Annotated in this window: 10 protein-coding genes and 1 pseudogene; all 11 read right to left on the bottom strand. The window is 73.8% G+C overall.

The annotated features are described in order from the left end of the window. Positions 1–63: 63 nt before the first annotated feature. The 11 genes and pseudogenes from ACFYUY_RS20375 to ACFYUY_RS20425 all read right to left on the bottom strand — a co-directional run bounded on the left by ACFYUY_RS20375 (position 64) and on the right by ACFYUY_RS20425 (position 12,357). Positions 64–303 (bottom strand): hypothetical protein, encoded by a 240-nt coding sequence (locus ACFYUY_RS20375; RefSeq protein WP_360204803.1) that lies wholly within the window; start codon positions 301–303, stop codon positions 64–66. Continuing rightward, entirely contained in the window at positions 300–1,799 is a 1,500-nt protein-coding gene (gene gatA, locus ACFYUY_RS20380; RefSeq protein WP_387902331.1) for an Asp-tRNA(Asn)/Glu-tRNA(Gln) amidotransferase subunit GatA, read from the bottom strand. Before gatA ends, ACFYUY_RS20375 begins: the two co-directional genes overlap by 4 nt. Before the next feature lie 14 nt (positions 1,800–1,813). Then, complete coding sequence (gene gatC, locus ACFYUY_RS20385) at positions 1,814–2,110, bottom strand: Asp-tRNA(Asn)/Glu-tRNA(Gln) amidotransferase subunit GatC (RefSeq protein ID WP_360204798.1); 297 nt, start codon at positions 2,108–2,110, stop codon at positions 1,814–1,816. A 163-nt stretch (positions 2,111–2,273) separates the two neighbouring features. Further along, entirely contained in the window at positions 2,274–4,268 is a 1,995-nt protein-coding gene (locus ACFYUY_RS20390) for a putative bifunctional diguanylate cyclase/phosphodiesterase (RefSeq protein ID WP_387902177.1), read from the bottom strand. Positions 4,269–4,563: 295 nt separating this feature from the next. Beyond that, a complete protein-coding gene (gene ligA / locus ACFYUY_RS20395) occupies positions 4,564–6,861 on the bottom strand; it encodes an NAD-dependent DNA ligase LigA (protein ID WP_387902180.1) in 2,298 nt (765 codons plus the stop codon). Between the two features lie 19 nt (positions 6,862–6,880). After that, complete coding sequence (locus ACFYUY_RS20400) at positions 6,881–7,891, bottom strand: methionine synthase (RefSeq protein WP_387902182.1); 1,011 nt, start codon at positions 7,889–7,891, stop codon at positions 6,881–6,883. A gap of 198 nt (positions 7,892–8,089) precedes the next feature. Then, positions 8,090–8,779: an SDR family oxidoreductase gene (locus tag ACFYUY_RS20405; protein ID WP_360204788.1), complete on the bottom strand. Its 690-nt coding sequence runs from the start codon at positions 8,777–8,779 to the stop codon at positions 8,090–8,092. Between the two features lie 12 nt (positions 8,780–8,791). Continuing rightward, a complete protein-coding gene (locus ACFYUY_RS20410) occupies positions 8,792–9,316 on the bottom strand; it encodes a TIGR00730 family Rossman fold protein (RefSeq protein ID WP_360204786.1) in 525 nt (174 codons plus the stop codon). 139 nt (positions 9,317–9,455) lie between these two features. Beyond that, a pseudogene (locus ACFYUY_RS20415) lies at positions 9,456–9,881 on the bottom strand (GlxA family transcriptional regulator); the annotation flags it as partial. Positions 9,882–9,976: 95 nt separating this feature from the next. Continuing rightward, a complete protein-coding gene (gene mnmA / locus ACFYUY_RS20420; protein WP_360204783.1) occupies positions 9,977–11,113 on the bottom strand; it encodes a tRNA 2-thiouridine(34) synthase MnmA in 1,137 nt (378 codons plus the stop codon). A 62-nt stretch (positions 11,114–11,175) separates the two neighbouring features. Then, positions 11,176–12,357: a cysteine desulfurase family protein gene (locus tag ACFYUY_RS20425; RefSeq protein ID WP_387902186.1), complete on the bottom strand. Its 1,182-nt coding sequence runs from the start codon at positions 12,355–12,357 to the stop codon at positions 11,176–11,178. Between the last annotated feature and the right edge of the window lie 57 nt (positions 12,358–12,414).

Consider the following 12,414-nt stretch of genomic DNA (forward strand, 5'->3'; position numbering starts at 1 on the left):
TAAAAGTCTTGGGAGGTACGGGCCCGGCCGCCGCTCGCGCGGGGCCGGGCCGGGGCGCTCAGCTCAGCCCAGCAGCACGTCGTCGGAGCCCAGCCGGCGCAGCTCGCGCACCAGCAGGGCGGTGCCGGTGATCAGCGCGGCGGCGCCGACCAGGGCGTTGACCAGCTTGAGGGTGTCGCTCTCCTCGCGGGCCTTCCGGACGTCCTTGGCCACGGAGATCGCGCCGAAGGCGCTGGTGCCGATGGACAGCCACAGACCGGGCTTCGAGTGCTTGAAGCCCTTGGCCTTCTCGATCTTGCTCACAGTGCCGGTGCCTCCTCCAGCAGGGGGTGCCCCCACTTGTCGTTGAGTGCGGCCTCGACGGCGCCGCCCACGCGGTACAGGCGGTCGTCCGCCATCGCGGGTGCGATGATCTGCAGGCCGACCGGGAGATTGTCCTCCGGCGCCAGGCCGACCGGCAGCGACATGGCCGCGTTGCCCGCCAGGTTCGACGGGATCGTGCACAGGTCGGCCAGGTACATCGCCATCGGGTCGTCGGCGCGCTCGCCGATCGGGAAGGCGGTGGTCGGCGTGGTCGGCGAGACCAGCACGTCCACGCCGGCGAAGGCCGCGTCGAAGTCGCGCGAGATGAGCGTGCGGACCTTCTGCGCCGAGCCGTAGTAGGCGTCGTAGTAGCCCGAGGACAGCGCGTAGGTGCCCAGGATGATGCGGCGCTTGACCTCGTCGCCGAAGCCGGCCTCGCGGGTCAGCGCGGTGACCTCCTCGGCCGAGCGGGAGCCGTCGTCGCCGACCCGCAGGCCGTAGCGCATCGCGTCGAAGCGGGCCAGGTTGGAGGAGCACTCGCTGGGCGCGATCAGGTAGTACGCCGGCAGCGCCAGAGTGAAGGACGGGCAGGAGACCTCGACGACCTCGGCACCCAGCTCGCGCAGCAGCTCCACCGACTCGTCGAAGCGCTGCATCACGCCGGACTGGTAGCCCTCGCCGGAGAACTCCTTGACGACGCCGATCCGCATGCCGCGGACGTCGCGCATCCTCGCGGCCTCGACCACGGCCGGGACGGGCGCGTCGATCGAGGTGGAGTCCAGCGGGTCGTGCCCGGCGATGGCCTCGTGCAGCAGCGCCGCGTCCAGCACGGTGCGGGCGCACGGGCCGCCCTGGTCCAGCGAGGACGAGAAGGCGACCAGGCCGTAGCGGGACACCGCGCCGTAGGTCGGCTTGACGCCGACGGTGCCGGTGACGGCGCCCGGCTGGCGGATCGAGCCGCCGGTGTCGGTGCCGATCGCCAGCGGGGCCTCGAAGGCGGCCAGCGCGGCGGCCGAACCGCCGCCGGAGCCGCCGGGGATCCGGGAGAGGTCCCACGGGTTGCCGGTCGGGCCGTAGGCCGAGTTCTCGGTGGAGGAGCCCATCGCGAACTCGTCCATGTTGGTCTTGCCGAGGATGACGACGCCGGCGTCCTTGAGACGGCTGGTCAGCGTGGCGTCGTAGGGCGGGATCCAGCCCTCGAGCATCTTGGAGCCGCAGGTGGTCGGCACGCCCTTGGTGGTGAAGACGTCCTTCAGGGCGAGCGGGACACCGGCCAGCGGGCCCAGCTCCTCGCCCCTGGCGCGCTTCTCGTCGACGGCCCGGGCCGCGCTCAGCGCACCCTCGGTGTCGACGTGCAGGAAGGCGTTGACCTTCTTGTCGACGGCGTCGATGCGGTCCAGGTGCGCCTGCGCGACCTCGACCGCGGACACCTCGCCGGTGGCGATGGCGGCGGCCGTCTCGGCGGCCGTCCACCTGATGATCGGAGTGGGGGTCATCTCGGTCATCTCGGTCAGTCCTCCCCGAGGATCTGCGGCACACGGAAACGCTGCTCCTCGGCGGCCGGGGCGCCGGACAGCGCCTCGTCCGGGGTGAGCGACGGGCGCACCTCGTCCGCGCGCATGACGTTGGTCAGCGGGAGCGGGTGGGAGGTCGGCGGGACGTCCTGTCCGGCGACCTCGGAAACGCGGGCGACCGCGCCGATGATCACGTCGAGCTGCTCGGCGAAGTGGTCCAGCTCTTCGGGCTTCAGCTCAAGACGCGACAGCCGGGCGAGGTGGGCGACCTCCTCGCGCGTGATGCCAGGCATGCAGCGATCCTCAGGGTGAGTTCTGGTGAGGCCCGCCGCCACCCTCAGGCGGCACCGGGCCCGGGCAGGAGCAGCCGGTCCCGGCGCTCCTTCCTCATGGTCTTGGGACCCCATCCTATGGGGCCCGGCCCGGCCACCGGCCAACGAGTGAGCCGCGCGGCCGTCACTGCGGCCCGCTGCGGGCCCAACTCTGCGCCCCCGGCGCCTTGATCTCCCGCGGTGCGCCGGGCATCTGGTGCGGCACGGGCGCGGTCTGGACGGCCTGCGCGGCGGGCATCGGATGGACGACGGGCACCGGATGGACGGCGGCCGCGCCCTGGACCGCCTGCGCGGCCGGCGGCAGCACCGGGGGGAGGGCCGGCGGCAGCACCGGCGGCACGGCGGGCTGGACGGCCGGCGGCACGACCGGGACGGCCTGCGCGACCGGGACGCCCTGGACCGCGGGGACGCCCTGCACGACCGGCACCGGGTGGACGGCCTTGCGGGCCGGCGGCAGCACCGACTGGCCGGGCAGCGCGGACCCGCCCTGGACCGCCTTCAGTCCGGACGGCAGCTGACCCGACGGGGTGGCCAGCCGCTCCACCGGCGGGGCCCCGGTGCGGTGCACCCGCAGCCAGGCGGTGGCCTGCTCGGCCGGCAGCGCGGCCGACACCAGCCAGCCCTGGACGGCGTCCACGCCCATGCAGTGCAGCCGCTCCCAGGTCTCGTCGTCCTCGACGCCCTCGGCGACCACCGTCAGGCCCAGCGAGTGCGCCAGCTCCACCGAGCAGCGGACCACCGCCGCGTCGTGGTCGTCGGCGACCATCCGGGAGACGAACGAGCGGTCGATCTTCAGCTCGCCGACCGGCAGGCTGCGCAGCCGCACCAACGAGGAGTGGCCGGTGCCGAAGTCGTCCAGGGACATCCCGACGCCGTAGCCGCGCAGTTCGGCGAGGGTGTCGGCGGCCCGCCGGGAGTCGTCCAGCAGCAGCCGCTCGGTGATCTCCAACTGGAGCGCGTGGGCCGGCACCTGGTGGCGGACGAGGTGGCCGGCCACCCGCTGGGCGAAGCCCGGGTTGAGCACGTCGCGCGGCGAGACGTTGACCGCGACCTGCACCTGCAGGCCCTGGTCCCGCCAGTAGGCGAGCTGGCCGACCGCCGCCTCCAGCACGTAGTCGGTGAGCCGCGGCATCAGGCCGCTGGACTCGGCGAGCCCGACGAACTCGTCCGGCGAGACCCGCCCCTGGCCGGGGCGCTCCCAGCGCAGCAGCGCCTCCAGGCCGACCACCCGGCCGTCGAAGGCCACCTTCGGCTGGTAGTGCAGCTGCACCTCGCCGGTCTCCAGGGCCCGGCGCAGGTCCCCCAGCAGCCCTATCCGGTAGGGCGTGTCGGCGTCCTGGGTCTCGTCGTACTGGGCGACGCCGCTGCAGCCGCGCTGGGCGTGGCCCATCGCCACGTCGGCCCGGCGCAGCAGCGACTCGGCGTCCTGGGCGTGCTGCGGGTAGACGCAGACCCCGGCGCTGGCCTCCAGCACCAGCAGCAGCCCGTCCAGTCGGATCGGTGCGGCGAGTTCGGCGATCAGCGCCTTGGCGACCCGCTCCAGGCTGTCCGGGCAGTTGATGCCGGGCAGCAGCACGGCGAACTCGTCGCCGCCCATCCGGGCCACCATCGGGCGGCCGCGCCGGTAGTGCCGGGGCAGGCCGGCGAAGACGTCGTCGATGGACTCCCGGGTGGCGCTGCCGGCCGGGCCGCCGGAGCGCAGCGCGCGGTGCAGCCGGCGGGCGATGTGCACCAGCAGCCGGTCCCCGGCGGTGTGGCCGAGGGTGTCGTTGAGCGACCGGAACCGATCGAGGTCGAGCAGGATGAGACCGACGCTGTAGCCGTCCTCGCGCTCCGCGATCGCCTCCTGTGCCGCCATCAGCAGGGCCTGACGGTTGGGCAGGTCCGTCAGCGGGTCGGTCAGCTGGTCGCGGGCGCGGTCGCGGGCGATCCGCCAGGCGGCGACCAGCACCGCCAGCGGCACCGCGAACAGCGGCAGCAGTTCGGGTTCGTACCGGTAGACCAGGACGGCCAGCGGGATGAGCGGCGCAGCACCGGCCAGCAGCACGCCGAGCAGCAGGACCGCACCCGCCACCCCCTGCGGCGGGCGTGTGGGCGCACCGCCGGTCGTACGATCCATAAGCCCTGTCCTCCGTCGGGCCCGCCCCGTCAGGCCGCCTTACGGTGAGGCACCGTGCCGGTACCGACAGCTGCCGGGCATGGAGCGACCCCGCGGAGTACCGGCTCAGCCGGTGCCCCCACCCCTGCTGACACTCTGTTGCGCTCCAGGGTATGCCGGGGCCCACCCGGTGGGCAGACTTTCGGACAACCGGAAACGCGCCACCGCGCCTGGATGTCGCACAGTGACACAATGCCCGCTTTCACGGCGCGACACCCGGTGACGTTGCATCAGGACGATAACAAGACGGATTCGGTCACCCGGCGCTCGGGGCGGCCTCCTCCGCGGCCCCGGCGGGGGCCTCCCCGGCCTCGGGCAGGCCCAGGTGGGCGCGGGCCGCGGCCGGGCCGTCGGCGAGCAGCACCGCGAAGCCCGCGTCGTCCAGGACGGGCAGGCCGAGCTGAACGGCCTTGTCGAACTTGGACCCGGGGTTGTCACCGGCGACGACAAAATCGGTCTTCTTCGACACCGAGCCGGTCACCTTCGCACCACGCGAGGTCAGCGCCTCCTTGGCGCCGTCCCGGGTGTGCCCGGCCAGGGTGCCGGTGACCACCACCGTCAGCCCCTCCAGCGGGCGCTCCGCCTCCTCCTCGTCCGCGAACTCCTCGGTGAAGCGGACGCCGGCGGCACGCCACTTCTCCAGGATCTCCCGGTGCCAGTCCTCCTGGAACCACTCGACCACCGAACGGGCGATGATCGGCCCGACGCCCTCGACCGCGGCCAGCTCCTCCTCGGTGGCCGAGAAGATCCGGTCCAGGTCGCGGAACTCGCGGGCCAGCTCCTGGGCCGCGACCGGGCCCACGTGCCGGATCGAGAGGCCGTTGAGGAACCGCCAGAGCGGACGGTCCTTCACCCGCTCCAGGTTCTCCAGCAGGATCCCGGCCGTCTTCTTGGGCTCGCCCTTCTGGTTGGCGAAGAAGGTGGCCCGCTTCTCCTCGCCGGTGCGGTCGTCCAGCTTGGGCATGCCCGTCTTCTGGTCCCGCACCAGCACCTGGATCGGCAGCAGCTGCTCCATCGACAGCCCGAAGATGTCGCCCTCGTCCTTCACCGGCGCCTCGGCCGGCTCCAGCGGCTGGGTCAGCGCGGTGGCCGCGACGTAGCCGAGGCCCTCGACGTCCAGCGAGGAGCGCCCGCCCAGGAAGGCGATCCGCTCGCGGATCTGGGCCGGGCAGAACTGGGCGTTGGGGCAGCGCAGGTCGATGTCCCCCTCGGCCATCGGGCGCAGCTCGGCCCCGCACTCGTGGCAGTGCGAGGGCATCACGAACTCCCGCTCGGTGCCGTCCCGCAGGCTCTCCACCGGGCCGAGGATCTCCGGGATGACGTCACCGGCCTTGCGCAGCACGATCGTGTCGCCCAGCAGCACGCCCTTGGCCTTCACCACCTCCTGGTTGTGCAGCGTCGCGTACTGCACCATCGAGCCGGCCACCTTCACCGGCTCGGCCAGCACCGCGTACGGGGTGGCCCGGCCCGTCCGGCCGATGCCGACCTTGATCTCGGCGAGCTTGCCGGTGACCTCCTCCGGCGGGTACTTCCAGGCGATCGCCCAGCGCGGGGACTTGGAGGTGGCGCCGAGCCGGCCCTGCAGGGCGATCTCGTCCACCTTGACGACCACGCCGTCGATCTCGTGCTCGACCGAGTGCCGCTGCTCGCCGAAGTGCTTGATGAACGCCCGCACCTCGTCGAGCGTCCCCACCACCTCGTTGTGCCGGGCGGTGGGCAGGCCCCAGTCGTGCAGCAGCCGGTAGGCGTGCGACTGGTCGTCGATGTCGAAGCCGACCCGGGCGCCGATGCCGTGCACCACCATGTGCAGCGGGCGGGAGGCGGTGACCAGCGGGTCCTTCTGGCGCAGCGAGCCGGCGGCGGCGTTGCGCGGGTTCATGAACAGCCGGATCAGGGCCCGGGGCCGCTTGCCCTCCCGGGCGCGCTCCTCGTTCTCCAGGCGCCGGCGCTCGTTCTCCGCCACGAAGGAGGCGTTCAGCGCCTCGAAGGCCTCGGTCGGGAAGTAGACCTCGCCGCGGATCTCCACCAGCTCGGGGACGTTCTCGCCCTTCAGCTGCTGCGGGATCTCCTTGATGGTCCGGACGTTCGCGGTGATGTCCTCGCCCACCCGGCCGTCGCCGCGGGTCGCCGCCTGCACCAACTGGCCGTTCTCGTAGGTGAGGTTGACGGCCAGGCCGTCCACCTTGAGCTCGCACAGGTAGTGGTAGTCGATGCCGTGCAGCTCGGTGGCGACGCGCTCGGCCCAGGCCGCGAGCTCCTCGTCGTCCATCGCGTTGTCGAGGCTGAGGAGGCGCTCGCGGTGCTCGACCGCGGCGAACAGCCCGGTGGGCGCGCCGCCGACCCGCTGCGTCGGGGACTCCGGGGTGACCAGGGCCGGGTGCTCCGCCTCCAGCGCCTCCAGCTCGCGCATCAGGACGTCGAACTCGGAGTCGCTGACGACCGGGGCGTCCTGCTCGTAGTAGCGGACCCGGTGGTCGGTGATCTCCTGCGCCAGCTCGGCGTGCCGGCGGCGCACCTCCGCCGCGACGTCCTCCCAGCCCTCGACAGCCTCCACCGCAAGCCCTCCTACGATCTCATTCCGGGTTGTCCACCAGGCTCTGCGCCGCCCGCACGCTCTGCGACAGCGCACTGCGCGCGTACGCCGGGGAGGCCCCGGCCAGCCCGCAGGTCGGCGTCACCAGCACGCGGCGGCCCAGGAGCTCCGGGGCGAACCCGAGCCTGCGCCACAAGGTCCTGACACCCTGGACACTACCGGCCGGGTCGGACACTCCCTGGTCAGTGGAGGGGACGACACCGGCGAGGAAGGTCGTGCCCGCCTCCACGGCCTCGCCCAGGTCGTCGTCCGAGCGCTCGGTGAGGAGGGAGAAGTCCAGCGAGATCCCGGCCACTCCGGCGCGGCGCAGCAGCGGGATCGGGACGTCGGGCGCGCAGCTGTGCACGACGACCGGTGCGTCCAGGGCGCGGACCACCTCGCGCAGCACCTCCTCGGCGACCTGCCGGTCCACCGAGCGCAGCCGCTGGAACCCGCTGGCCGTCCTCACCGAACCGGCCAGCACGGCCGGCAGCGACGGCTCGTCGAGCTGGAGGACGACCTCAGCGCCCGGGATCCGCTTGCGGACGTCGGCCAGGTGGCGGCGCAGGCCCTCGGTCAGCGATCCGGCGACGTCCCGGCAGGCGCCGTGGTCGGAGAGCGCCTTCTCGCCGTGCTTCAGCTCGATGCTCGCCGCCAGCGTCCACGGGCCGACGGCCTGCACCTTGAGCGCGCCCCGGTAGCCCTGGGTGAACTCCTCCAGGGCGTCCAGGTCCTCGCCCAGCCAGGAGTGGGCCCGCCGGGTGTCCCGGCCGGGGCGGTCGGTGAACCGCCAGCCACTGGGCTCGGTCTGCGCGAACAGCTCGACCAGGAAGCCGGCGCCGCGGCCGATCATGTCGGCGCCCGGGCCGCGCGCCGGCAGCTCGGGCAGGAACGGCAGGTGCTCCAGCGCCCCGGTGGAGGTCTTGGCGGCCTCCCGGGCGTCGGTGCCGGGCAGCGAACCGACGCCGGTGGCGGCGCCGCGCAGGTCGGGGAAGGGGTGTGGGGTGCTCACCCGTCCGAGCCTAGGGCGTGTCTTTCGGATCACGCCAGGCGGTCGCCGCCGGGGCACGCACCTCGCCGGCTTCTCGTCAGTCGCCGATGCTCCGCATGGACTCCCTCCTCGGCGCCGCCGATGCACGCACCCCAACGACGCCCGCTGATCCGACGTGATCCGAAAGACACGCCCTAGTGCGCGGCGCCGGCCCCGCGGTCAGCGCCCGGGGCGGACGGTGATGTCGGTGATCTCCGCGTCCCGGGAGGCGTCCAGGGCGGCCAGCACCGCCCTGGCGACGGACTCCGGCTCGATCCAGCGGCCGGCGTCGTACTCCCGGCCCTCCTGCTGGTGCACCTTCACCTGCATCGCGGTCGCGGTGCGGCCCGGGTAGACGGAGGTGACCCGGACACCGCCCGCGTGCTCCTCCTGGCGCAGCGCGTCGGCCAGCGCCTTCAGGCCGTGCTTGCTCGCCGCGTACGCCGACCACTCCGCGTGGGCGTTCAGGCCGGCGCCGGAGTTGACGAAGACGACGTGGCCCTTGGCCAGCCGGAGCGAGGGCAGCAGCAGCCTGGTCAGCTCGGCGGGGGCGACCAGGTTGACGTTCAGCGTCTCCTGCCAGGCCTTCACCGGCAGGTCCCCCACCGTGCCCAGCTCGACGACGCCCGCCACGTGCAGCAGCGAGTCCAGCTCGCCGGGCAGCGCCTGGTGGCCGAAGGCCCAGGACAGCTTCGCCGGGTCGCCGAGGTCGCCGACCAGGGTCCGCGCCCCGGGGAAGCGCTCCCGCAGTTCGGCGGCCCGCCGTGCGTCACGGGCCAGCAGCCAGAGGTCGTCCCCGCGCTCGGCGAGCTTCCCGGCCAGGACGGCGCCGATGCCGGAGCCGGCGCCGGTGATCAGATGTGCAGCCATGGCCCGATCCTCTCAGGCCTTGAGCTGCTCGAAGACCTGCGCCGGGGTGTCGGCGAAGCCGATCAGCTCGGCGAGCGGGCGGGGCAGGAAGCCCTCGGCGTCCATCCGCTCCAGCTGGGTCCGCAGGCCCGTGTAGAAGCCCTCGGTGTCCAGGACGACCACCGGCTTCTCGAACATGCCGTGCTTCTTGAGCTCCAGCACCTCGGTGACCTCGTCCAGCGTGCCCAGCCCGCCCACCAGGACGACGATCGCGTCCGCCCGCGCGGCCAGCTCCGCCTTCCGCGCGGCGAGGTCGGCGGTCATCACCAGCTCGTCCGCACCGACGTAGCCCTTGTGCTTCAGCATCTCGACCATCACGCCGACCAGCCGGCCGCCGGCCGCCTTCACCTCGTCGGCGAGCAGCCCCATCAGCCCGGCGTTCGACCCTCCCCAGACGAGGGTGTGCCCGCCCTCCCCCAGGAGCCGGGCGAACTCGGCGGCGGGGGCCGAGTAGCGGTCGTCGAGCGAGTACGCGGAGCAGAAGACGGTGATGTTCATAGTGCTCCCTGGTCTATCACGGCCCGCGGCCGGGGCTCACCGGCATTACCCGCCGACGGCGGCCCACCCGCCCTGCCGGTCGGCGCGACCGCCGGTGCACCGCCGCTGGGCGAGGTGCGCTGGCGGCCGCGGCCGGAGGTCAGTCCTCGTGCGCGACGCGGGTGAACGCCCGGCGGTAGGTGCGGGGCGGGACTCCGCGGCGGCGGACGAACTGCTCGCGCAGGACGGCCGCGCTGCCGTAGCCGACCCGGCGGGCGACCTCCTCGACCGGCAGGCCCGTCGTCTCCAGGAGTTCCTCGGCGGCGCCCAGCCGCAGCTCCCGCAGCCAGGCATGCGGGGTGGTGCCGGTGGCCGCGGCGAATCGGCGGGCGAAGGAACGCTTGCTCATCATCGCCCGCCGGGCCAACTCCGCCACCGGCAGCGGCTCGTGGAGGTGCTCCCGGGCCCAGGCCAGCACCCCGGCCAGGCGTTCGTCCTCGCCGTCCTCCGGGACGGGGGCCGCCAGGTACTGGGCCTGCCCGCCGTCCCGGTGCGAGGGCAGCACCATGTCGCGGGCGATGCGGTTCGTCCCCGGCCACGGCGCCCCGTTCACGGCCGACGCCAACCCGCCGCTCTGACCGTGCCGCCCCGGAGGGGAACCCCCGCGCCCGGGAGGCCCGCCTACGCGGTGACGGCCGGGCGTTCGGTGGTGGCGATGGTGGCGGAGCCGACGACGCGGGTGCCGTCGTAGAGCACCACGGCCTGGCCGGGGGCGATGCCGCGCACGGCGGTGTCGAGGCTGACCCGGAGTTCGCCGTCGACCACCGAGGCCGAGACCGGCACCTCCTCGCCGTGGGCGCGCAGCTGGGCGGTGTAACGCCCGTCCGCGAGCGGCTCGGTGCCGCACCAGCGGGGGCGGATGGCGGTGAGGCCGGTGACGTCGAGCCCCTCGACCGGGCCGACGGTCACGGTGTTGTTCACCGGGGAGATGTCGAGGACGTAGCGCGGCTTGCCGTCGGCGGCCGGGCGGCCGATCCGCAGGCCCTTGCGCTGGCCGATGGTGAAGCCGTACGCGCCGTCGTGCTCGCCGAGCTTGGTGCCGTCGGTGTCCAGGATGTCGCCGGTGGCGGTGCCGAGGTGCTTGGCCAGGAAGCCCTGGGTGTCTCCGTCGGCGATGAAGCAGATGTCGTGGCTGTCGGGCTTCTTCGCCACCGCGAGGCCCCGGCGCTCGGCCTCGGCCCGGATCTCCTCCTTGGTGGTGTCACCGAGCGGGAAGAGCGAGTGGGCGAGCTGGTCCGCGTCCAGCACGCCGAGGACGTAGGACTGGTCCTTGGCGCCGTCGACCGCCCGGTGCAGCTCGCGGGAGCCGTCCGGCAGGTCGACGATCCGGGCGTAGTGGCCGGTGCAGACGGCGTCGAAGCCCAGGGCCACGGCCTTGTCCAGCAGCGCGGCGAACTTGATCTTCTCGTTGCAGCGCAGGCACGGGTTCGGGGTCCGCCCGGCCGCGTACTCGGCGACGAAGTCGTCGATGACGTCCTCGCGGAAGCGCTCCGCGAGGTCCCAGACGTAGAACGGGATGCCGATGACGTCGGCGGCCCGCCAGGCGTCCCGGGAGTCCTCGATGGTGCAGCAGCCGCGGGCGCCCGTCCGGAAGGACTGCGGGTTGGCGGAGAGCGCCAGGTGGACGCCGGTCACCTCGTGACCCGCTTCGACGGCGCGGGCGGCGGCGACGGCGGAGTCGACTCCGCCGGACATCGCCGCGAGCACGCGCAGGCGGCCGGTGGACGGTGTGGTCGGGGCACCCGGGAAGTCAGTCATGGTGACTACAAGAGTACGGGGCCGCCGAACATGCCCGGCCGGGAACGCCCGCCCGGGAACGCCTACCTGCGCACCGACGCCAGCCCGGCGTTGCGCGCCCGCTGGACGACCGGCCCGATGGCCTCCGCCAGTGCCGTCACGTCCTCCCGCACCGAGGTGTGCCCGAGCGAGAAGCGCAGCGAGGCGCGGGCGAGCAGCGGGTCGACGCCCATGGCGAGCAGCACGTGGCTGGGCTGGGGCACCCCGGCCGAGCAGGCGGAGCCGGTGGAGCACTCGATGCCCTGGGCGTCGAGGAGCATCAGCAGCGCGTCGCCCTCGCAGCCGGGGAAGGAGAAGTGGGCGTTGGCGGGCAGCCTGCCGCCGGCCGACGGGTCGCCGTTGAGGACGGCGTCCGGCACGGCGGCGAGCACCTCGGCGACGAGTTCGTCGCGCAGCGCGCCGAGCGTCGCCGCGTGCTCCTCGCGGTGCTTCACGACCGAGACCGCGGCCGCGGCGAAGCCGGCCGCGCCGGGCGCGTCCAGGGTGCCGGAGCGGACGTCGCGTTCCTGGCCGCCGCCGTGCAGCAGCGGGACGGGCGAGGCGCCGCGGGAGAGCAGCAGCGCGCCGATGCCGAACGGGCCGCCGATCTTGTGCCCGGTGACGGTGAGCGCGGTGAGCCCCGACTCGGCGAAGGAGACCGGGACCTGACCGAGCGCCTGCACCGCGTCGGCGTGCATCGGGATGCCGTACTCGCTTGCGACGGCGGCGAGTTCGCGCACCGGCTGGACGGTGCCGACCTCGTTGTTCGCCCACATCACGGTGACCAGGGCGACGGACGCCGGGTCGCGCTCGATCGAGGCGCGCAGCACCTCGGGGTGCACCCGGCCGTACGCGTCGACCGGCAGGTACTCGACGTCGGCGCCCTCGTGCTCGGAGAGCCAGTGCACCGCGTCCAGCACCGCGTGGTGCTCGACCGGGCTGCACAGCACCCGGGTTCGGCCCGGGTCGGCGTCGCGGCGGGCCCAGTACAGGCCCTTGACGGCCAGGTTGTCGGACTCGGTGCCGCCACCGGTGAGGACGATCTCGCTCGGGCGGGCGCCGAGCGAGTCGGCCAGCGACTCGCGGGCCTCCTCGACCACCCGGCGGGCGCGGCGGCCGGCCGCGTGCAGGGCCGAGGCGTTGCCGACCACCCCCAGGTGCGCCGTCATCGCGGCGAACGCCTCGGGCAGCATCGGCGTGGTCGCCGCATGGTCCAGGTATGGCATAACCCCCCGATTGTAGTGGGCCCGCCCGCGGGCCCGTCCCGGTGTGCGCACCTATCG

Origin of the sequence: Kitasatospora sp. NPDC004745 (assembly GCF_042873275.1) — a bacterium.
Taxonomy (GTDB): domain Bacteria; phylum Actinomycetota; class Actinomycetes; order Streptomycetales; family Streptomycetaceae; genus Kitasatospora.

Coding starts and splice junctions, on each gene's coding strand:
- gatA (WP_387902331.1), bottom strand. CDS start 1,799: ATGACCCCCACTCCGATCATCAGGTGGACGGCCGCCGAGACGGCCGCC.
- gatC (WP_360204798.1), bottom strand. CDS start 2,110: ATGCCTGGCATCACGCGCGAGGAGGTCGCCCACCTCGCCCGGCTGTCG.
- ACFYUY_RS20390 (WP_387902177.1), bottom strand. CDS start 4,268: ATGGATCGTACGACCGGCGGTGCGCCCACACGCCCGCCGCAGGGGGTG.
- ACFYUY_RS20405 (WP_360204788.1), bottom strand. CDS start 8,779: ATGGCTGCACATCTGATCACCGGCGCCGGCTCCGGCATCGGCGCCGTC.
- ACFYUY_RS20410 (WP_360204786.1), bottom strand. CDS start 9,316: ATGAACATCACCGTCTTCTGCTCCGCGTACTCGCTCGACGACCGCTAC.
- mnmA (WP_360204783.1), bottom strand. CDS start 11,113: ATGACTGACTTCCCGGGTGCCCCGACCACACCGTCCACCGGCCGCCTG.
- ACFYUY_RS20425 (WP_387902186.1), bottom strand. CDS start 12,357: ATGCCATACCTGGACCATGCGGCGACCACGCCGATGCTGCCCGAGGCG.